Raw genomic sequence first — 20557 nt, forward strand, 5'->3', positions numbered from 1 at the left:
GCGCGAAGCCTGGGGGTCAGGCCATTGACGCGCGCTGCAAGCGGTCTTTCACGCCTTCCCATTCGTGCGTGTCGGGCGGCGTCTCGACCCAGATCAGCTTGACGCCCTGCGCGTCGAACTCGCGCAGCACTGCGAACAGCAGTTGCGCACTCGCCGCGGCATCGTCGGGCATGCGCCGCAGCAGCACGCGCTGCGAGCGGCTGCGCACCGCAGCGCGCGACCACACTGCGATGTGGGCGGCGTTCGCGCCGAGCACGTCGAGGCCGGTCTGGATCGACTTGGCGTCCATCAGCCGCACCTTGGCGTTCGGGGCGTAGTGCGCTTCGAGCGTGCCCGATGCGCGCGGATCGGGCGTCTCGAGCACTTCGCGGTCGGCGAGCTTCTCGCCGCAGGCGGCCTCGATCTGGGCACGCGTGATGAGGCCGGGGCGCAGCAGCACGGGCGCGCCACGGCTGCAGTCGACGATGGTCGACTCGATGCCCACGTCGCAGGGGCCGCCGTCGATCACCAGCAGTTCGTCGCCGAACTCGTCGTGCACGTGCTGGGCGGTGGTCGGGCTGACGCGGCCGAAGCGGTTGGCACTCGGCCCCGCGAGGCCCGGCACGCCCTGCTCGGCGCAGGCTTCGAGCAGCGCCTGCGCCACGGAGTGCGAGGGGCAGCGCAGGCCGATGGTGTCCTGCCCGCCGGCCGCCGCCGCGCCCACGCCGGGCTGGCGCGTGACGATCAGCGTGAGCGGGCCGGGCCAGAAGGCCTGCACCAGCTTCTGCGCGAAGTCCGGCAGCGGCTGGGCGAAGCGCGAGAGCGATTCGGTGCCCTTGGTGCCGGCCGCGACGTGGACGATCAGCGGATGGTCCGACGGCCGGCCCTTGGCCTCGAAGATGCCGGCGACGGCGGTGTCGCTGCTCGCGTCCGCGCCCAGGCCGTAGACGGTCTCGGTCGGGAAGGCCACCAGCCCGCCGGCGCGCAGCACGCGCGCGGCCTCGGCGATGGCTTCGGGAGAGCGGCCGTCGAGGATCATGCGAGATCGGCGGTGGCCACCGCCGGCAGGCCCAGCAGCAGCGCCGCCTGCGAAGCCGTGGCGCGCACCGCCTCCAGCGTGGCGCCGGTCAGCGTGAGGTGGCCCATCTTGCGGCCGCGGCGGGGTTCGATCTTTCCGTAGAGATGCAGATGCGCGCCGGAAAGCGCGAGCACCTCGCTCCAGCGCGGCGCGACAGGCTTGTCGGCCTTGTTGTCGGCGCCGCCGGGGAACCACAGGTCGCCCAGCAGGTTGAGCATGATGGCCGGGCTGTGCTGGCGCGGCGCGGCCAGCGGCAGGCCCGCGAGGGTGCGCACCTGCAGCTCGAACTGCGAGACGTCGCAGGCCTCCATGGTGTAGTGGCCGCTGTTGTGCGGGCGCGGCGCCATTTCGTTGACCACCAGCGAGCCGTCGGCCAGCGCGAAGAACTCGACGCACAGCACGCCCACGTAGCCCAGGCCATTGGCGATGCTCTTGGCCGAGTTGATGGCGCCCTGCGCCACCGTCTTGGGCATGTTCTGGGCATGCACCTCGGTCACGGCCAGGATGCCGTCGCGGTGCAGGTTTCGCTGCGGCGGGAAGTGCACGATCTGCCCGTCGCGCCCGCGCGCAAGGATGACCGAGCACTCGAATTCGAGCGGCAGCATTTTTTCGAGCACGCAGGGCACGCAGCCCGCGGCCTGCCAGGCGTCGACCAGCTCGTCGCGCGTCTTCACGCGCTGCTGGCCCTTGCCGTCGTAGCCCAGTCGCGCGGTCTTGAGGATGCCGGGCAGCAGGTTGTCGTCGATGGCGGCGAGCTGCGCGGCGGTTTCGATGACGGCGTAGGGCGCGCAGGGCACGCCGCAGCGGGTGAAGTGCGCCTTCTCGGCGATGCGGTCCTGCGCGATGGCGATGGCCGGGGCGGCCGGCGACACCGGGCGCGCCACCGCGAGATGCTCCAGCGAGGGCGCGGGCACGTTCTCGAACTCGGTGGTCACCGCGTCGGCCAGGCCGGCCAGGCGGGCGAGGCCGTCGACGTCGTCGTAGTCGGTATGGATGTGATGGTGGCTGACGCGGCCGGCGGGGCTGTCGGTGTCGGGGTCGAGCACCGCGGTGAAGTAGCCCATGCGCTGGGCGGCGTGGACGAACATGCGCCCCAGCTGTCCGCCGCCGAGCACGCCGAGCGTGGCGCCCGGGAGGATCGGCAGATCGCCGTTGCGGGCGCCGCTCACAGGGCGCCTCCGCCTTGCGGCGAGAAGGGGGATACGGGCGCTGCCTCGCCGGCGGGCGGCGGGGGCAGGGTCATGGCCTCGGCGGCCGCCGTCTGCGCGGCGCGGAAGGCGTCGAGCTTCGCGCGCAGGGCCGGGTCGTTCACCGCCAGCATCGACACCGCGAACAGCGCCGCGTTGGCCGCGCCGGCATTGCCGATGGCGAAGGTGGCGACCGGCACGCCCTTGGGCATCTGCACGATGCTGTAGAGCGAATCGACGCCCTGCAGGTGGCGGCTGGCCACCGGCACGCCGAGCACCGGCACCGTGGTCTTCGATGCCAGCATGCCCGGCAGGTGGGCCGCGCCGCCCGCGCCGGCGATGATCGCGGCAAGGCCGCGCCCGGCGGCGCTTTCGGCATATTCGAAGAGCGTGTCGGGCATCCGGTGGGCCGAGACCACCCTGGCTTCGTGCCCGATTCCGAATTGCTGGAGAATCTCGACCGCGTTGCGCATCGTCTCCCAATCGGAGTTCGAGCCCATCACTACACCGACCTGAATGGTTTCGTTCATGGTTTCAATTTTACGTTTCACCCCCAGCTGGTTCCGATGATCGACATCACTCTCGAAAATTTCCAGGCCGAACTGATCGAAGCTTCGGTCGCCACACCGGTGCTGCTGGACATCTGGGCCGAATGGTGCGGCCCCTGCAAGCAGCTCGGCCCGGTGCTCGAAAAGCTCGAAGTCGAGTACGGCGGGCGCTTCACGCTGGCCAAGCTCGACGCCGACAAGGTGCCGCAGATCTCCTCGCAGCTGTCGGAGATGTTCGGCGTGCGCAGCATCCCCTTCTGCGTGATGTTCAAGGACGGCCAGCCGGTGGACGGCTTCGTCGGCGCCATCCCGGCCGAGAAGATCCGCGAATTCCTCGACAAGCACGTGCCCGGTGCCGACGAGGCCGAAGCCGCCTCGCAGGAAGCCGCCGCCCAGGAGGCGCTGGCCGGCGGCGACACCCAGGGCGCGCTCGAGAAGTTGCAGCACGCGGTGGCCACCGACCCGGCCAACGACGATGCCCGCTTCGATTACGTGAAGCTGCTGCTGCAGCAGGGCCGCGTCGACGACGCCAAGGTCGCCTTCGCCCCGGTGATTGCCAAGACCTCGCTGGTGCGCCGCTTCGACGCGCTGCAGCGCTGGATGGACGCTATCGATTTCGCAGCGCCGCCGACTGGCACCGCGCCCTCGATCGCCGATTTCGACGCGAAGATCGCGGCCAACAAGCGCGACTTCGACGCCCGCTTCGGCCGCGCCCGCCTGCTCATGGCCGAGCAGCGCTGGACCGACGCCATGGACGAGTTGCTCGACATCCTCATGCGCGACAAGACCTGGAGCGAGGACCTGGCGCGCAAGACCTACATCGCCATCCTGGAGATCATCGAGCCGCCGAAGGTGAAGGTGGCCGACGGGCAGATCCCGCCGGACGACCCGGTGGTGGCCAGCTACCGCCGCCGGCTCAGCAGCATCGTGCTGAGCTGATTCGCCAGCAGACCTTCCACGAAAGCGGCCTCCAGGCCGCTTTTTTCATGGCCGCAGGGCTGGCGAGCGGCATTGGCGGGCCAGGCGGCGTCGCATACGATCACGCCCGATTCAACTTGTTGCAGATGCAAAAAGGAACACTGGCCATGCGCTCCTTCGCCCGCCGCACCGCGCTCTTCCCCGCCATTGCCGCCACTGCCCTGCTGGCCACGCTGGCCGGTTGCGGCAGCGGCATCAGCCTCGACGAGCCGATCGAAGGCCCGGCCTGGCAGCTGGTGCAGCTGGGTGATGAACCGGTTCAGCCCGGAAGCGGCGCCCAGGTGCAGTTCGACCGCAGCAGCGGACGCGTGAGTGGCTCGGGGGGCTGCAACCGCATCTCGGGCACTTTCACGCGCACCGGGGTCGCGCTGAAGATCGGCCAGCTGGCCTCCACCCGCATGGCCTGCACCGACCCGACGCGCGGCGCCTACGAGGCGCAGTTCATTTCCGCCCTGCAGAGCGCCGCGAGCTACCGGCTGGCCGGGCCGACCCGGCTGGCGCTGCTGGATGCGAGCGGGCGGACGGCGGCGCTGCTGAGCAGCGGCGGGGGGCGCTGAGGGATAGCGCCCCTTCCTTCTTTTACTTGGCGGCTGGCGAACTGACGGTCAGCTGGACTTCCTCGGTGGCCAGGCCGCGGTCGGAAATGGTGACCTCCACCGTGCCCTTGGCGTCGGCCGCGACCTTGATGCGCACCACGTACTGGTTCGTCCCCTGGCCGCCGGCCAGGATCTCGAAGCTCGCCGAGCCCTTGACCGACACCTGCGGTATGGCGGTTACGCCACTTACCGTGATCTCGTAGGCATCGCCCTGGGCGACCTTCGCGTCGTCGGCCGGCGAGATGCTCATGGCGCTGACACCGCCCACGCAACTGCCGTTGCGTTCGACGGACTTGCGCTGCTCGGCGAAGCTGAGCAGGCGCATGCTCAGGGGGCGGCGCGCTGCATAGAGGTCGGCGGTTTCGACTGCCAGCTTGCGGGCGGTGCTTGCCTCGGATGCGTTCGCCGACTTCTTCTTCGCGTCCGCCTCGAGCTTGTCTTCGCGCGTCCTCAGCGCCTTTTCTTCAGCGGCCGCGATCTGTTGTTTCTGCAGGGTGGCGACCTGCGCGAGCAGCTCCTGCATGCTGGCGCTTCCGAGCGACTTCGATCCGGCAGCGACAGCCGTCTTCTTGGCTGCGGCACCACCGCCGTCACCACCCGCCGGCGTGGTTGGCGAGGCCCCGCCTCCGCCAGCGCCGCTTCCATTGCTTTCGCTGGGGACGTCGATCTTCACCGACCGGAAGCTGCCGATGATTCCCGCTGCCTGGCTGACCATGGCATCCGGCGAGGTGATGGGCTTGTTTGCGGCGTTGATCCGCGCGGCCACGCGAGCAAAGACCAGATCGCCCTCGCGCATCAGGGTGACACCGCTGTTGTTGAGCTGGTCGGCCAGTTGCTCGCTGGAGGCCAGGGTCTTGCGGGCACGCACCAGCGCACTTCTCGCCTCCACCCGGACCTGCGCCCAGGCAAGCTTGCTGTCGCGGGGGTAGCGCTCGGTGGCTTCGGCCCCGAGCAGGCTCTTGTCGAGCTTGTTGATGGCTTCCGCGAGAGCGTCCCGCTCCAGCTTCATCTGAGCGAAGTTCACGGCGCTCATGCGCAACGGCTCGATGTTCATCATCGCGCAGGTCAGCTCGCGGATGCCCTCGACATACGCCTGCTCCTGCGCGGGATTGACGAACCAGGTGCTGCCCGAATACGCCGCGAAGCCGACCGCGCCGGCCAGGGCCAGACGCCTCTTGTCGTGGTCGCTGGTCACGCCGGATTTCAGTCCGCTGTAGAGCGCCGCCGCCGTGACGCCGAGCAGGCCGATCTGCGTGACGGCGCGAACGCGCGCCTGCGTCGAGAGCGATTCGTACCACTCGCGGCGCTGGTCCTTCAGCACGCCGAGCGCGCCGTGCAGGTTGCCGGCCAGCCTTTCGGCATGGGCGTAGCGGACCTCCTCCCGGCCGAGTTGGCTGATCGGCTTGTCGACCCGCGCGCTTCGCTGGTAAGGATTGGTGCTGCTGCACCCCGTGATCGCAACGGCAAGGCCGGCCGCCACGCAGCGCTGCCACCCACGAACGCTTCTTCCGGTTTCCATCTTCCCCACTCCCTCATGTTCTGTACGCACATGATGGCGGGGCGGGGACGTCCGGACATCCCCTGTTCCCGTGGCGACAAGGCGCCCGGGATGGACTACTCAGCCAGCCTGTCAGCCCGCGAGGCGCTCCAGCGCCTCGCGGTACTTGGCCGCCGTCTTCTCGATGACCTCGGCCGGCAGGCGCGGCGCCGGGGGCGTCTTGTCCCAGGGCTTGCCGTTGATCTTGGTGCCTTCGAGCCAGTCGCGCACGAACTGCTTGTCGTAGCTCGGTGGGTTGGCGCCGGCGGCCAGCGCGGCCTGGTAGCCCTCGACCGGCCAGTAGCGCGAGCTGTCGGGCGTGAGCACCTCGTCCATCAGCACCAGCGTGCCGTTCTCGTCGAGGCCGAATTCGAACTTGGTGTCGGCAATGATCATTCCCTTGGCCAGGGCGATCTGCGCGGCGGTTTCGTAGATGGCGATGCTGGTGTCGCGGATCTGCTGGGCCAGCTTGGGGCCGACGATCTCGACCACGCGCTCGTAGCTGATGTTCTCGTCATGCTCGCCGGCGGCGGCCTTGGCAGCGGGCGTGAAGATGGGGCGCGGCAGCTTGCTCGCGTTGGTCAGGCCCTCGGGCAGCGGCACGCCGCAGACCGAGCGGCTTTCCTGGTATTCCTTCCAGCCGCTGCCGGCCAGGTAGCCGCGCACCACGGCCTCGACCGGGATCGGCTTCAGGCGCTTGACCAGCATCGATCGGCCTGTGACCTGCGGCACCTCGTCGGCCGTGACTGCGCTCTCGGGCGCGTCGCCGGTCAGGTGGTTGGGGCAGATCTGGCCGAGGCGGTCGAACCACCACAGCGCCATCTTCGTGAGGATCTCGCCCTTGCCCGGAATGGGCTCGCCCATGATCACGTCGAAGGCGCTGAGCCGGTCGCTCGCGACCATCAGGATGCGGTCTTCGCCGACGGCGTAGTTGTCGCGCACCTTGCCGCGCGCAAGAAGGGGCAGGCTCTGGATGGAGGAGGTGTGGACGGTGGTCATGGGGCTGGTGCGGTGGGGAAACGGATGGCTGACGGGAAAAGCGGATTGTGCGCGCAGAAAAAAGCCACCGCGAACGGTGGCCGTCTGATCGCGGGGAAGTGCCTAGATGACTTCCTGGGCCAGTTCGCCCTTGGCGTACTTGCCGGCAACGACCTGCAGGCTGTCGCCCTTGATCTTCGCGCCCTGCCCCTCGCAGCCGAATTCGATGTAGCGCTGCTTGCAGATCTGCTTGGCGGCTTCGCGCGCGGGCTTGAGCCACTCGCGGGCGTCGAACTTCTCGGGGTTCTCTGCCATGAACTTGCGCACGGCGCCGGTCATCGCCAGGCGGATGTCGGTGTCGATGTTGATCTTGCGCACGCCGTACTTGATGGCTTCCTGGATTTCCTCGACGGGCACGCCGTAGGTTTCCTTCATGTTGCCGCCGTACTTGCGGATGATTTCGAGCAGGTCCTGCGGCACCGACGACGAGCCGTGCATCACCAGGTGGGTGTTGGGCAGGCGGGCGTGGATTTCCTTCACGCGCTTGATCGACAGGATGTCGCCGGTGGGCTTGCGGGTGAACTTGTAGGCGCCGTGGCTGGTGCCGATGGCGATGGCCAGCGCATCGAGCTGCGTGGCCTTGACGAACTGGGCGGCTTCCTCGGGGTCGGTCAGCAGGGCGGAGTGGTCGAGCACGCCTTCGGCGCCGATGCCGTCTTCCTCGCCGGCCATGCCGGTCTCGAGCGAGCCCAGGCAGCCCAGCTCGCCTTCGACGGTCACGCCGACCTTGTGCGCCAGCTGCACGACCTTGCGGGTCACGTCGACGTTGTAGTCGAAGGAGGCGGGCGTCTTGCCGTCTTCGTGCAGCGAGCCGTCCATCATGACGGAGGAGAAGCCGAGGTCGATGGCGCCCTGGCAGATGGCCGGGCTCTGGCCGTGGTCCTGGTGCATCACCAGCGGGATGTTCGGGTACTGCTCGATGGCGGCCTGGATCAGGTGCTTGATGAAGGCTTCGCCTGCGTATTTGCGCGCGCCTGCGCTGGCCTGCAGGATGACGGGGGCGCCGGTCTCCTTGGCGGCCTCCATGACGGCCTGGACCTGTTCGAGGTTGTTGACGTTGAAGGCCGGAATGCCGTAGCCATTGGCTGCGGCATGGTCGAGCAGTTCGCGCATCGAGACGAGTGCCATGGGAAATACCTCGCGGGAATTAGGAAAAGAAGAAGACGGAAAGACGAGAAAAACTGCCCTAATTCTACCGAGCCCCCTTGTGGGACAGGACCGACGCCAGCCCGAGGAAATCCATGACAGGCGGCAGCACCGGCCCGCCCAGCCACCGCACTGGCCTGGCGAAGGCGCCGACCAGCGTCGCATGGTTCAGATCGTCGAAGAGCCTGACCTGGACCGGCACGCCCGCCTCGCGCAGCGCCGCGGCCATCCGCAGGGTGTTGCGGTCGGGGTAGACCAGGTCGTCCTTCGAGGCCGCCATGAGCAGGGCTCGCGGCGAAGCAGGCGTGACGTGCGCCAGCGGCTGCGAGTCGCGCGGCGTGCCGGGCCAGTTGAAGGCGACCTTCACCTGCGGATCGCCGATGGGCAGGAAGTCGTAGGGTCCCGCCAGGCCGATCCAGCCCGCGAGCTGCTTCGGGCTTGCGCCCAGCTCGCCGAGCCAGCGCGCATCGAGCGCCACCATGGCGGCGTTGTAGGCGCCCGAGCTGTGGCCCATCACGTACACCTGCCTCGGGTCGGCACCCAGCCGGGCCGCGTTGTCCAGCGCCCACTTGACGGCCAGCGCGCTGTCGCGCACGAAGGTGGGATAGGTGAAGGCCGGCGACAGCCCGTAGTCGGGCACCAGCACCACGGCGCCCTGGGCGGCCAGGGCCTCGCCCATGAACCTGTAGCTGGCGCGGTCGCCGGTCGTCCAGGTGCCGCCGTAGAAGAACACCACCAGCGGCCGCGCACCCTTCTCAGGCGGGGTGGATGGCAGCGGCCGGTACGCGTCGAGCAGCTGGCGCGGTTCCTGGCCGTAGGCGATGCCGCCCTCGAACCGGTAGGTGTCGGTGGGCACCAGGCCGTTGAGCACCTTGACCGGCGAGCAGGCCGAAAGCAATGCGGCGGCGATGCCAGAGCCTGCGAGGGCGAAGGCGCCGCGGCGCCGCAGGAATGACGCGGGGGTGGTGGGGAAGATCATCCCCTGCTGTACGCAGGCAGCCGGGCGGCGGTTTCGTCAAACAGGCAGCTGCGTGGTCGACAGCACCTGCTTGAGCACGACGAAAGTGCGGATCTGCCGCACCCCCGGCAGGTAAAGCAGCTGCTCGGCGTGCAGGCGGTTGAAGCTGTCGTTGTCGCGGGTGCGCACGAGCATGAAGTAGTCGAATTCGCCCGAGACCACGTGGCATTCGAGGCAACCCGAGACCTTCTGGGCGGCTTTCTCGAAGTTGGCGAAGGAGTCGGGCGTGGAGCGGTCGAGCACCACGCCGATCATCACGAGCATGCCCACTTCGAGCGCGTCGGGGTCCAGCAGCGCGACGATGCCCTTGATGAGGCCCGCCGCCTTGAGCCGCTCCACGCGGCGCAGGCAGGCGGCCGGGCTCAGGTTGACCTTGGCGGCCAGCGCCACGTTCGACAGCGAGGCGTCGCGCTGCATGGTGCGCAGGATGGCGCGGTCGGTGCGGTCGAGCTCCGGCGTGTCACGCAATTTTGTTGTGCTCATCGGATTTTTTCCGGAATGAAAGTTTTGCTTCTTTCGATAGTGCATCTTTTTCTCTGATAGATCCACAAAACTTCGCAAGCACGTTGCGCGGCATTGTTTCTACGATGAGGGCCTTCACCACCTCCCACCACCTCCTTCCTGGAACCGCTGCGATGAACCTCAAGAAGTTTCCCCGTCACCCGCTGACCTTCGGCCCCACGCCGATCCAGCCGCTGAAGCGGCTGAGCGCGCACCTGGGCGGCAAGGTCGATCTCTATGCCAAGCGCGAGGACTGCAACAGCGGCCTGGCCTTCGGCGGCAACAAGACGCGCAAGCTCGAGTACCTGATTCCCGAGGCGATCGAGGGCGGCTACGACACGCTGGTGTCCATCGGCGGCATCCAGTCGAACCAGACGCGCCAGGTGGCGGCGGTGGCGGCGCACCTCGGCATGAAGTGCGTGCTGGTGCAGGAGAACTGGGTCAACTATTCCGACGCGGTGTACGACCGGGTCGGCAACATCGAGATGTCACGCATCATGGGCGCCGACGTGCGCCTGGACGCAGCCGGCTTCGACATCGGCATCCGCAAGAGCTGGGAGGACGCCATGGAGAGCGTTCGCAAGGCTGGCGGCAAGCCGTTTCCGATCCCGGCGGGCTGCTCCGAGCATCCGCGCGGCGGCCTGGGCTTCGTCGGCTTCGCCGAGGAAGTGCGCCAGCAGGAGGCCGAGCTGGGCTTCAAGTTCGACTACATCGTGGTGTGCTCGGTGACGGGCAGCACGCAGGCCGGCATGGTGGTGGGCTTCGCGGCCGACGGCCGCGCCGACCGCGTGATCGGCATCGACGCCTCGGCCAAGCCGCAGCAGACCTTCGACCAGATCCTGCGCATCGCGAAGAACACGGCCGAACTGGTGGAGCTGGGCCGCGACATCACCGAGAAGGACATCGTGCTCGACCGCCGCTTCGGCGGCCCCGAATACGGCCTGCCCAACGAGGGCACGCTCGAAGCCATCCGCCTGAGCGCGCGCTTCGAGGCCATGCTGACCGACCCCGTGTACGAGGGCAAGTCGATGCACGGGATGATCGAGAAGGTGCGCCTGGGCGAATTCCCGGCGGGCTCGAAGGTGCTGTATGCGCACCTGGGCGGCGTGCCGGCGCTGAACGCCTACAGCTTCCTCTTCAGAAACGGATAAGTTCCAGGAACACTGCGGAACCGGCTCTGCCGGGCCGCAGGTGTTGCCCCCTGCAAGGGGGTTGGCGCAGCGACACGAAGTGCGCGAAGCCTGGGGTTTTGCTTAACTTGCTCGGCAGATCTTGAGCATGTTGGTGCCCCCGGGGGCACCCATCGGCTCGCCGCAGGTGATGGCGTAGACGTCGCCGCTTTGCACGATGCCGCGCTTCTTCAGGTGGTTCTCGGCCTGCAGCAGCGCGGTGTCGCGGTCGCTCTCCGAGTCCATGAGCAGCGGGCGCACGTTGCGGTAGAGCGCCATCTTGCGCTGCGTGGCCAGGCGCGAGGTCAGCGCGTACATGGGTATGTGCGCGCGGTGGCGGCTCATCCACAGCGGCGTGGAGCCCGACTCGGTGAGCGCCACGATGGCCTTGGCGCCCAGGTGGTGGGCGGTGAACAGCGCGCCCATGGCGATCGACTGGTCGATGCGGCTGTAGTTCTGGCCGCTGAAGTCGGCGTCGAGCTGCTTGTCTTCGGCGGCTTCGGCGGCCTCGCAGATGCGGCTCATCTCCTGCACGGTCTCGAGCGGGTAGCGGCCCGAGGCGGTCTCGGCCGAGAGCATGACGGCATCGGTGCCGTCGAGCACGGCGTTGGCCACGTCGCTCACCTCGGCGCGCGTGGGCACTGGGTTGGTGATCATCGACTCCATCATCTGGGTCGCGGTGATGACCACCTTGTCCATCTCGCGCGCCATGCGGATCATCTTCTTCTGCAGCGCGGGCACCGCCGCGTTGCCCACCTCGACCGCGAGGTCGCCGCGCGCGACCATGATGCCGTCGCTGGCACGCAGGATCTCTTCGAGCTTCGGAATGGCCTCGGCGCGCTCGATCTTGGCGATCATGCCGGGCTTGTGGCCGTATTCGGCGGCGGCCACGTTGCACAGCTGGCGGGCCATTTCCATGTCGGTGGCGTTCTTGGGGAAGCTCACGGCCACGTAGTCGGCCTGGAAGCTCATCGCGGTCTTGATGTCTTCCATGTCCTTGGCCGTCAGCGCGGGCGCGGTGAGGCCGCCGCCCTGCTTGTTGATGCCCTTGTTGTTCGACAGCTCGCCGCCGAGCTTCACGGTGGTGTGCACCGCCTCACCCTTGACGGCGTCCACCGTCAGCACGATGAGGCCGTCGTTCAGCAGCAGCCTGTCGCCGGGCTTCACGTCGCGCGGCAGGTCCTTGTAGTCGAGGCCCACGGCATCGGCGTCGCCGGGCTCGGTACGCGAGGCATCGAGCACGAACTTGGCGCCCTGCTCGAGCCAGACCTTGCCCTGCGCGAACTTGCCCACGCGGATCTTGGGGCCCTGCAGGTCGGCCATGATGGCCACCTCGCGGCCGGCCTTGCGGGCGGCTTCGCGCACCATGGCGGCGCGGTCGATGTGGTCCTGCGCCGTACCGTGGCTGAAGTTCAGCCGCACCACGCTGACCTTGGCCTGGATCATCTTCTCCAGCAGATCGGGCGAACTGGACGCCGGACCGAGGGTGGCGACGATCTTGGTGGCGTGGCGGGGAATGCGGTCCGTGCTCATGAGGGTAGTCTCCGTTTTGTATTCGCTACTGTATACAGTTTGTGTGTCGGACGGAAGTCACCCATGGGTTTTTCCTCGATGAGCTCCGGCCACCGGCCCGAGCCGGTTCAGCCGGCAGCCCGCTTCGACAGGATCTCGAAGGCCGGCAGGGTCTTGCCTTCCAGCACTTCCAGGAAGGCACCGCCCCCGGTGGAGATGTAGCCGACCTGCTTCTCGATGCCGTACTTGGCGATGGCCGCCAGCGTGTCGCCGCCGCCGGCGATCGAGAACGCGCTGCTCTCGGCGATGGCCTGCGCGATGGCCTTGGTGCCGCCCGCGAAGGCGTCGAACTCGAACACGCCCACCGGGCCGTTCCAGACGATGGTGCCGGCCTCGCGCAGCTGCGCGGCGAGCTGGGCAGCCGTCTTCGGGCCGATGTCGAGGATCAGGTCGTCCTCGGCCACGTCGCTCGCGTCCTTGACGGTGGCGGCCGCGTCGGCCGCGAAGGTCTTGGCCGTGACCACGTCCACCGGAATGGGCACGTCGGCGCCGCGCGCGCGCATGGCATCGATCACCGCCTTGGCTTCGTCGACCAGGTCGGGCTCGGCCAGCGACTTGCCGATCTTCAGGCCCGCGGCCAGCATGAAGGTGTTGGCGATGCCGCCGCCCACGATGAGCTGGTCGACATTGGCCGACAGGCTCTTCAGGATGGTCAGCTTGGTGCTCACCTTCGAGCCCGCCACGATGGCCACCAGCGGGCGCTTGGGCTGCGCCAGCGCCTTGGTGATGGCGTCGATCTCGGCCGCCAGCAGCGGGCCGGCCGCGGCCACCTTGGCGAACTGCGCGATGCCGTAGGTGGTGGCCTCGGCGCGGTGCGCGGTGCCGAAGGCGTCGTTCACGTAGATGTCGGTGAGCGCGGCCAGCTTGCGGGCCAGGCCTTCGTCGTTCTTCTTCTCGCCCTTGTTGACGCGGCAGTTCTCGAGCAGCACCACCTGGCCGGGCTTCACGTCGACGCCGTCGACCCAGTTGGAGACGAGCGGCACTTCGCGGTCGAGCAGCTCGCCCAGGCGCCTGGCGACGGGCGCCAGCGAGTCTTCCGGCTTGAACTCGCCCTCGGTCGGGCGGCCCAGGTGCGAGGTGACCATCACGGCCGCGCCGGCGTCCAGCGCCAGCTTGATGCAGGGCACCGAGGCGCGGATGCGGGTGTCTTCGGTGATGTTGCCGGCGTCGTCCTGCGGCACGTTGAGGTCGGCACGGATGAAGACGCGCTGGCCGGCGGCCTTGCCCTGCGCGCAGAGGTCGGTGAATCGAATGACGTTCATTGGGAAAACCTGGAGAAGATTGGAAGACGGGGATCGGCTGCATTGTAGTTTTGGCCCCATCGCCGGCTCTACGCGCCTCTTGCCGCGCGCTGATGCTTTTCCTCAGTCTTTCTGCTGCTGTTCGCGCGCGAAACTTTCCAGAACCTCCACGAAGCTCGCGGCCGCAGGCGACAGCGACCGCCGCGCCGCGCTGTAGACGCACACCTCGCGGTGGAAGTCGGGCGACTCCAGCCGCACCATCTGCAACCCGTGGGCGCGCACCAGCGGCGCCGAGTAGGTGGGGCACACGGTCAGCCCCAGCCCCGAGGCGACCATGCCCAGCGCGGTGGTCATGTACGACACCTCCTGCGTGCCGGGGCGCAGCATGTACTCGCGCTCGGCGGGGGCCAGCTCGGGCAGCACGCGCTGGCGGAAGTCGCGCGTGGGCGCGATGAAGGTGTAGGGGCCGAGCTCGTGCCAGCGCACCTTGCGGCGGCCGGCGAATGCATGGCCGGGCGGGCAGATCAGCCAGTGCCGGTCGCGCAGCAGCGTGCGGCGCTCGATGGCGTCGTCGACCGCCACGTCCTGCCCCACGGCCAGTTCCACGTCGCCGGCCGTCACGCCCGCGAGCAGGTGCTCGGGCAGGGTGTCGGCCAGGCGCACGTCCACGTCGGGGTACTGCTCGCGGTAGAGGGCGATCACGCGCGGCATCAAGGTGCAGGCCATGAGCTGCGGCGCGGCAAGCCGTAGCAAGCCTTTCTTCTTGTCACGCAAATCCGTGACGCCGGCCACCGCGCCGGCCAAGTCGCCCAGCAGCCGGTGCACCGAGGGCAGGAACTCGCCACCCGCCTCCGACAGCTGAACGCGTCGCGTGTTGCGGTCGAGCAGCTGCACGCCCATCTCGCGCTCCAGCTCGCGCACCAGCACGCTGAGCGCCGACTGCGTGAGATGCAGCTGCTGCGCCGCGGCGGTGAAGCTGCCGCTCTCGGCCACGGCGGCGAAGGCGCGCAGCTGGCGCAGGGTGAGGTTCATATATATGAATCCTTCATCAATCGATGAATTAATTTCGATTGCATCATAAGACGCGGCATCGCCCAATACCGGCTCACCGGAGACACACGAGCCATGCCTACCCCACCGCCGCCCGTGCGCGGTCTGCACCACTTCGCCTGGCGCTGCCGCGACAGCGAGGAAACCCGCCGTTTCTACGAAGACCTGCTGGGCCTGCCGCTGGCCCACGTCATCAAGAGCGACCACGTGCCGAGCACCGGCGAGTACTGCCCCTACGTGCACATCTTCTTCCAGATGCGCGACGGCTCGTACATCGCCTTCTTCGACCTCGGCGACGACGTCGCCGCGCTGCCCTCGCCCAACACGCCCTCGTGGGTGAACCACATCGCGCTACGCGTCGACTCGGTGGCCGACCTGCTGGCCGCCAAGGCGCGGCTCGAAGGCGCGGGCGTGGAGGTGCTGGGCGTGACCGACCACCACATCATCGAATCGATCTACTTCTTCGACCCCAACGGCATCCGCGTGGAGCTGACCACGCCGACCGTGCCGCAGTCGGAGATGGACGCACACGCTCTGCGCGCGCGCGCCGAGCTCGACGCATGGACCGAGCGCAAGGCCGGCCTGCGCGCCGCCGCTGCGAAGGATGCGTCGAATGCCTGAGCTCCAACTCGCCGTCATCGACGTGAAGCCCGGCGCAGCCATGGAGAGCCAGTCGGGCCTGCAGCTGCTGCGCCCGCGCATCTATGGCGCCTACCGCGCGCCGCAGGGCCCGAAGAAGATCGCCGCCATCGTGATGCACCCCACGAGCAACTTCATGGGCCACTACCTGATCGGCCCGCTGGCCGAGCGCGGCATCTGCTGCATGGGCCTGAACTCGCGCTTCGTGGGCAACGACACGGTGCTGCTGATGGAGCGCGCCATTCAAGACCTGGGCGCGGGCGTGCAGTACCTGCGCGCCGCCGGCTACGAAAAGGTGTTCCTCGTCGGCAACTCCGGCGGCGCGGCACTTTCGGCCTTCTACCAGGCGCAGGCCGAGAAGCTCACCGCCACGCACCTGCCCGACGGCGACCCCACGCACCTGCACCCCGACGACCTGCCGCCCGTGGACGGCATCGCGCTGTGCGCCGCGCACCTGGGCCGCACGCGGCTGATGCGCGACTGGATCGACCCCTCGGTCACCGACGAGCACGACCCGCTCTCGGTCGACCCCGAGCTCGACATGTACGATGTGCGCCACCGCGTGCCCTACGACCGCGACTTTCTCGCGCGCTTCAGCGCCGCCCAGAAGGCGCGGCTCGATCGCATCGAGCAGTGGTGCCTCGACCGACTCGCGCTGCTGCGCAACACACCCGGCGCGCCGCGCGACCAGACCTTCATCGTCTACCGCACGCATGCCGATCCGCGCTGCGTGGACCTCTCGCTGGACCCCAACGACCGCCTGCCCGGCAGCGTGTGGGGCGACGCGCGGCAGGTGAACTACTCGGCCAACGCGATGGGGCGCACCACCTCGCTCACGGCCTTTCTCTCGCAGTGGTCGTCGCGCTCGCAGGCCGACGGTCCGACCAACCTCGCGCGCACCACGGTGCCGAAGCTGCTGCTGACCTACACGGGCGACCAGTCGACCTTCCCGAGCACACGCGACGCGTGGATGGCGGCGGGCGGATCGCGCATCCGCAACGTCGACATCGTCGGCGGCAACCACTATCTGGCGGGGCAGCCGGAGCTGATCCCGAAGGCGGCGGACGCCATCGCCGAGTTCGCGCACGCGCTGTAGCCGCAGAGCCACCATGGAAAACTTCGCTTTCGCCCCGGCCTACGAACTGCCGGTCTGGCCCTTCACGCCACCGCCCGAGCTGGGCAGCACGAAGCCCGCGCGGCACCCCATCGTGATCGTCGGCGCCGGCCCCTCGGGCCTCACGCTGGCCTGCGACCTCGCGCAGCGCGGGGTGCGCGCCGTGCTGCTGGACGAGGACGACACCGTCGGCGTGCGCGGCGCCTCCTCGCGCGGCATCTGCTACGCGCAGAAGAGCCTGGAGATCTTCGAGCGGCTTGGCATCTACGAGCGCATCGCGGACAAGGGCATCACCTGGTCGTTCGGGCGCACCTTCTCGGGCGAGCAGGAGGTCTACAACTTCAACCTGCAGGCCAACAGCGTCTCGCGGCAGCCGCCTTTCATCAACCTGCAGCAGTTCTACGTCGAGTGGTTCCTGGTCGATCGCATCCTCGAGCTGGGGCTGACCGACCTGCGCTGGAAGAACCGCGTCACGCGCGTGGAGCAGCTCGCCGACGGCGTGCGCCTGGAAGTCGAGACGCCCGCCGGCAGCTACACCATCGAGGCCGACTGGCTGATCGACGCCACCGGCGCCAACAGCGCGATCCGCACGCAGATGGGCATCGACGCGCATTCCTCGCGCAGCACCGACCGCTGGTGCATCAGCGACGTGCGCTTCAGGAAGCCGCTGCCCACCGAGCGCTGGACCTGGGTGGACGCGCCCTTCAACGAAGGCCGTGGCGTGTGGCAGCACCTGATGGCCGACGGCGTGTGGCGCATCGACTACCAGATGCCCGAGGACTGCGACACCGCCTACATCAGCAAGCCCGAAGTGGCGGGCGCGCGGCTGCGCGAGCAGCTCGGGCCAGACGTGGAGTTCGAGTTCGTCTGGATCGGCCCCTATGGCTACCGAGACCACCTGCTCGACAGCTTCCGCCACGGCCGCGTGTTCTTCATCGGCGACGCGGCGCACGTGGTGAGCCCCTTCGGCGCGCGCGGCGGCAACAGCGGCATCCAGGACGCGGCCAACCTCGGCTGGAAGCTCGCGCTGGTCGCGCAGGGCAAGGCCGGCGATGCGCTGCTCGACAGCTACGACGCCGAGCGCCAGCCCGCCGCGAAGCAGAACCTGCAGGTGACCAGCCGCTCGGCGCGCTTTCTCGCGCCGCGCTCGCCGGCCGAGCACACGCTGCGACGCGCGGTGGTGGCGCTGGCGGCGCGCCATCCGTTCGCGCGGGCGCTGGTGAACACCGGGCGCATGTCGGTCGCCAACGACTACCCCGCCGCGCCGTTGCTGCCAGAGGGCGCGCGCTCGGTGCAGAACCTGCCACTGCGCTGGGCCGATGGCTGCGAGACCACGCTGATGCAGTTGCTGGCCGAAGGCACCGAGTGCATCGGCCTGTGGTTCGCGCCGACACGCGAGCAGGCAGGAGCGGCGCTCGATGCCATCGCGTCGCTGCCGCTGCGCCTGCTGGCGGTAGGCGGCGACAGCAGCCTGCCCACGCTGCAGGCCGACGAGAAGCTCGCGAACCATCTCGGCGCAGGCGACGCAGGCAGCTTCGTCCTCGTGCGCCCCGACGCCTACCGGGCCGCCTTGCTGCCAGGCGCCACGCCCGAAGCCATCGCCACCGCCGTGCGCACCGCACTGGCCGCCAACGAGCGCAATCCATGATCACCGAGCCCCGCATCCCCGACCCCGACGGCTTCTACGCCGCACTGCTCGCCGCCCACGAGGGCCGCAGCGAGGCGCAGAGCGCCGACCTCAACGCCCGCCTCGTGCTGCTGCTGGCCAACCAGTGCGCCGACCAGGACGTGCTGCTCGCCTGCATCCGTGCGGCGGCCGAAGAAGAACCCACGACGACGGAGCACGACACCCCATGACCACGAGCGTTTCCTTCGCATCCGCCTCCGACACCCGCGAGCAGAAGCCCCGGCTGCAGGAGCTGGGCCCCGGCGCCTACGGCTACATCAGCGACTTCGATCCCAACTGCGGCTTCGTCGTCGGCGACGACCACGTGGTGCTGATCGACACCCGCCCCACGCCGCGCATGGCGCGCGACTTCCTGGCCGCCATCCGCACGGTGACCGACAAGCCGATCCGCACCATCGTGCTCACGCACTATCACGCGGTGCGCGTGATGGGCGCGAGCGCGTTCGACGAGGTGCGCGAGATCGTCGCGAGCAGCGGCACGCTCTACTGGATCCGCACGCGGGGCCAGGCCGACTTCGACTCGGAGGTGGGCCGCTTTCCGCGCCTGTTCGCCGGCGTGGAAGAGATACCGGGCCTGACCATGCCCACCAAGGTCTTCGACCGCGAGATGACGCTGCCGCTGGGCGGCGGCCGCGAGCTGCGGCTGATGTCGCTGGGCCGCGGCCATTCGGGCGGCGACGCGGTCGCGTGGCTGCCCGACTGCGGCGTGCTCTTTTCCGGCGACGTGGTCGAGAACCGCTGCGGCGTGTATGCGGGCGACGCCTACATCGGCGACTGGGCCGGCACGCTCGATGCAGTGGCGGCACTCAAGCCGCGCGTGCTGGTGCCCGGCCGCGGCGCGGTGCTGCAGGACGAGGCCGCGTGCGCCGAGGCCATCGGCCTCACCAAGGCATTCCTCTCGACGCTGCTGGAAAGCGTGAAGGCCGGCATCGCAGCCGGCGAAACGCTCAAGGGCTGCTTCGCGCGCGCCGAGGCGGCGATGACGCCACGCTTCGGCGACTGGCCGGTGTTCCAGCACGTGCTGCCCTTCGACGTCTCGCGCGCCTACGACGAGCTGCGCGGCGTCGAGCACCCGGTGGTGTGGACCGCCGAGCGCGACCGCGAGCTGTGGCAGGTCCTGCGCGGCGAGTGAGCTGAAGCTATTTCAAAACAAGCAACGGAGACAAGAGACGATGAAGCGATTCCTTCTTCCCCTGCTGGCCTCGGCCTTCGCGCTGATCGCCACCGGTCCCGTATCGGCGCAGCCGGCGGCCTACCCCACCCAGCCGATCAAGTGGATCGTGCCCTACGTGGCCGGCGGCGGCACCGACAACCTCGCGCGCACGCTGGCCGAGGCGATGCAGCCGTCGCTGGGACAGCCGCTCATCATCGACAACCGGCCGGGCGCTTCCACCAACATCGGCGTGGGCGTGATGATGCAGGCCAGGCCCGACGGCTACACCATCATGCAGGCGGAGAACGCCGCGCTGCTCTTCAACGAGCACATGTTCGCCAAGCTGCCCTACAAGCCCGCGAGCGACTTCACCTACATCGGCACCATCGGCCGCTTCCCGGTGGCGCTGGTGGTGCACCCCGACTTTCCCGCGAAGAACGTGGCGGAGTTCGTGCGCTACGTGAAGGCCAACCCCGACAAGGTGAGCTACGCCTCGCCCGGCAACGGATCGCCGCACCACATGGCGATGGAACTCTTCAAGCAGAAGGCCGGCCTGACGATCACGCACGTGCCGTACAAGGGCGCGGCGCCGGCCATGACCGACGTGATGGGCGGCCAGGTGCCGACGATGATGCTGGACCTGGCCTCGGGCCTGCCGATCATCAAGTCGGGCAAGGTGCGGGTGCTGGCCATTGCGCTGCCGCAGCGCGCGGGCGCCCTGCCCGAGGTGCCGACCTTCGTCGAGGCCGGCTTCCCCGACGTCAACGCCTACGCCTTCCACGGCCTGATCGGCCCGGCCGGCATGCCGCCGGAAGCAGTGGCGCGGCTCAACGCCGAGCTGCACAAGGCGATGAAGGCGCCGAAGGTGGTGAAGCTGTTCGCGGACTTCGGCTTCGAGGCGCTGCCCGGAACGCCGCAGGACTTCTACAAGCTGTCTCGCGCGGAGAGCGAGCGCTGGGGCAACATCATCAAGACGGCCGGCGTCAAACTCGATTGATCGCCTACCAGCCCAGCCCCAGGTGCAGCGGCAGGTACACCGCCATGCCCGCGAGCATCGTGCCCAGCACGCCGCGCCGCCAGTAGAAGTACGCGGCGCCGACCACCGCCGCGTACAGGCGCGCGTCGTGCAGCGTGGTGATGAGGTGGCCCTGCGTCATGACGATCTCGGGCGCGATCACGCCCGCGAGCGCGGCGGCCGGCGCGTAGTGCAGCGCGCGGTGCGCCCACTCGGGCAGGCCCCAGGGCCGGTCGAGGATGAAGAAGAAGCAGCGCGTGAGCACGGTGACCAGGGCCAGGCCGACGATCACGGCCATGGTCCACCAGTCG

21 protein-coding genes are annotated in these 20557 nt (G+C 68.8%); 9 read left to right on the plus strand and 12 right to left on the minus strand.

Annotation, left to right across the window (positions count from 1 at the left end):
- Nucleotides 1-16: 16 nt before the first annotated feature.
- Genes ABL838_RS30205 through purE form a run of 3 tightly spaced genes read right to left on the minus strand, consistent with a single transcriptional unit; the run spans nt 17 to nt 2774 of the window.
- Nucleotides 17-1018, minus strand: coding sequence for an L-threonylcarbamoyladenylate synthase (locus tag ABL838_RS30205; RefSeq protein WP_418123287.1), 1002 nt, complete (start codon nt 1016-1018; stop codon nt 17-19).
- Nucleotides 1015-2226, minus strand: coding sequence for a 5-(carboxyamino)imidazole ribonucleotide synthase (locus ABL838_RS30210; protein WP_418123289.1), 1212 nt, complete (start codon nt 2224-2226; stop codon nt 1015-1017). The genes ABL838_RS30205 and ABL838_RS30210 overlap by 4 nt, the downstream gene beginning before the upstream one ends.
- On the minus strand, nt 2223-2774 hold the full coding sequence (gene purE / locus ABL838_RS30215) for a 5-(carboxyamino)imidazole ribonucleotide mutase (protein ID WP_019653924.1): 552 nt from the start codon (nt 2772-2774) through the stop codon (nt 2223-2225). The genes ABL838_RS30210 and purE overlap by 4 nt, the downstream gene beginning before the upstream one ends.
- A 36-nt stretch (nt 2775-2810) precedes the next feature.
- Here purE and ABL838_RS30220 point away from each other — a divergent pair, with 36 nt between their 5' ends.
- Nucleotides 2811-3731 carry a tetratricopeptide repeat protein gene (locus ABL838_RS30220; protein WP_418123291.1) on the plus strand — a complete coding sequence of 307 codons (921 nt, stop codon included), beginning with the start codon at nt 2811-2813 and terminating at the stop codon, nt 3729-3731.
- 146 nt (nt 3732-3877) lie between these two features.
- Complete coding sequence (locus ABL838_RS30225; RefSeq protein WP_418123293.1) at nt 3878-4327, plus strand: META domain-containing protein; 450 nt, start codon at nt 3878-3880, stop codon at nt 4325-4327.
- Nucleotides 4328-4349: 22 nt separating this feature from the next.
- On the opposite strand, the gene ABL838_RS30230 is transcribed toward ABL838_RS30225, so the two are convergent.
- The 5 genes from ABL838_RS30230 to ABL838_RS30250 form a co-directional block, all read right to left on the minus strand.
- The gene (locus ABL838_RS30230; protein WP_418123295.1) at nt 4350-5846 is read right to left on the minus strand and encodes a hypothetical protein; all 1497 of its coding nucleotides are present in this window, start codon (nt 5844-5846) and stop codon (nt 4350-4352) included.
- 150 nt (nt 5847-5996) lie between these two features.
- Entirely contained in the window at nt 5997-6902 is a 906-nt protein-coding gene (locus tag ABL838_RS30235) for a phosphoribosylaminoimidazolesuccinocarboxamide synthase (RefSeq protein WP_418123296.1), read from the minus strand.
- Between the two features lie 102 nt (nt 6903-7004).
- On the minus strand, nt 7005-8069 hold the full coding sequence (gene fba / locus ABL838_RS30240; RefSeq protein WP_126021141.1) for a class II fructose-bisphosphate aldolase: 1065 nt from the start codon (nt 8067-8069) through the stop codon (nt 7005-7007).
- A 64-nt stretch (nt 8070-8133) separates the two neighbouring features.
- Nucleotides 8134-9066 (minus strand): alpha/beta hydrolase, encoded by a 933-nt coding sequence (locus tag ABL838_RS30245; protein ID WP_418123297.1) that lies wholly within the window; start codon nt 9064-9066, stop codon nt 8134-8136.
- Nucleotides 9067-9102: 36 nt separating this feature from the next.
- Complete coding sequence (locus ABL838_RS30250; RefSeq protein WP_184639469.1) at nt 9103-9588, minus strand: Lrp/AsnC family transcriptional regulator; 486 nt, start codon at nt 9586-9588, stop codon at nt 9103-9105.
- Between the two features lie 152 nt (nt 9589-9740).
- Between ABL838_RS30250 and ABL838_RS30255 the strand changes: the two genes are divergently transcribed.
- Nucleotides 9741-10757: a 1-aminocyclopropane-1-carboxylate deaminase gene (locus ABL838_RS30255; RefSeq protein WP_126021135.1), complete on the plus strand. Its 1017-nt coding sequence runs from the start codon at nt 9741-9743 to the stop codon at nt 10755-10757.
- 102 nt (nt 10758-10859) lie between these two features.
- Here ABL838_RS30255 and pyk read toward each other — a convergent pair whose 3' ends face one another.
- The 3 genes from pyk to ABL838_RS30270 all read right to left on the minus strand — a co-directional run bounded on the left by pyk (nt 10860) and on the right by ABL838_RS30270 (nt 14620).
- Nucleotides 10860-12308, minus strand: a complete 1449-nt coding sequence (pyk, locus tag ABL838_RS30260; protein ID WP_126021133.1) for a pyruvate kinase — start codon at nt 12306-12308, stop codon at nt 10860-10862.
- A 107-nt stretch (nt 12309-12415) separates the two neighbouring features.
- A complete protein-coding gene (locus ABL838_RS30265; protein ID WP_418123299.1) occupies nt 12416-13609 on the minus strand; it encodes a phosphoglycerate kinase in 1194 nt (397 codons plus the stop codon).
- Between the two features lie 102 nt (nt 13610-13711).
- On the minus strand, nt 13712-14620 hold the full coding sequence (locus ABL838_RS30270) for a LysR family transcriptional regulator (RefSeq protein ID WP_418123301.1): 909 nt from the start codon (nt 14618-14620) through the stop codon (nt 13712-13714).
- Nucleotides 14621-14713: 93 nt separating this feature from the next.
- Between ABL838_RS30270 and ABL838_RS30275 the strand changes: the two genes are divergently transcribed.
- From ABL838_RS30275 to ABL838_RS30300, 6 genes are read left to right on the plus strand one after another with little or no spacing between them, the layout of a single operon-like run.
- Nucleotides 14714-15259 carry a VOC family protein gene (locus ABL838_RS30275; RefSeq protein WP_418123302.1) on the plus strand — a complete coding sequence of 182 codons (546 nt, stop codon included), beginning with the start codon at nt 14714-14716 and terminating at the stop codon, nt 15257-15259.
- Nucleotides 15252-16373: an alpha/beta hydrolase family protein gene (locus ABL838_RS30280; RefSeq protein ID WP_418123303.1), complete on the plus strand. Its 1122-nt coding sequence runs from the start codon at nt 15252-15254 to the stop codon at nt 16371-16373. Before ABL838_RS30275 ends, ABL838_RS30280 begins: the two co-directional genes overlap by 8 nt.
- Before the next feature lie 13 nt (nt 16374-16386).
- Complete coding sequence (locus ABL838_RS30285) at nt 16387-18039, plus strand: FAD-dependent oxidoreductase (RefSeq protein WP_418123304.1); 1653 nt, start codon at nt 16387-16389, stop codon at nt 18037-18039.
- Nucleotides 18036-18248 carry a DUF2783 domain-containing protein gene (locus ABL838_RS30290; RefSeq protein ID WP_176665203.1) on the plus strand — a complete coding sequence of 71 codons (213 nt, stop codon included), beginning with the start codon at nt 18036-18038 and terminating at the stop codon, nt 18246-18248. The genes ABL838_RS30285 and ABL838_RS30290 overlap by 4 nt, the downstream gene beginning before the upstream one ends.
- The gene (locus ABL838_RS30295; RefSeq protein WP_418123306.1) at nt 18245-19210 is read left to right on the plus strand and encodes an MBL fold metallo-hydrolase; all 966 of its coding nucleotides are present in this window, start codon (nt 18245-18247) and stop codon (nt 19208-19210) included. Before ABL838_RS30290 ends, ABL838_RS30295 begins: the two co-directional genes overlap by 4 nt.
- Nucleotides 19211-19250: 40 nt before the next feature.
- A complete protein-coding gene (locus ABL838_RS30300; RefSeq protein ID WP_418123307.1) occupies nt 19251-20228 on the plus strand; it encodes a Bug family tripartite tricarboxylate transporter substrate binding protein in 978 nt (325 codons plus the stop codon).
- 4 nt (nt 20229-20232) lie between these two features.
- Here ABL838_RS30300 and ABL838_RS30305 read toward each other — a convergent pair whose 3' ends face one another.
- On the minus strand, nt 20233-20544 hold the full coding sequence (locus ABL838_RS30305) for an AzlD domain-containing protein (protein ID WP_126021278.1): 312 nt from the start codon (nt 20542-20544) through the stop codon (nt 20233-20235).
- Nucleotides 20545-20557 lie beyond the last annotated feature (13 nt).

The organism is Variovorax sp. 160MFSha2.1, assembly GCF_048305075.1.
Taxonomy (GTDB): domain Bacteria; phylum Pseudomonadota; class Gammaproteobacteria; order Burkholderiales; family Burkholderiaceae_C; genus Variovorax; species Variovorax guangxiensis.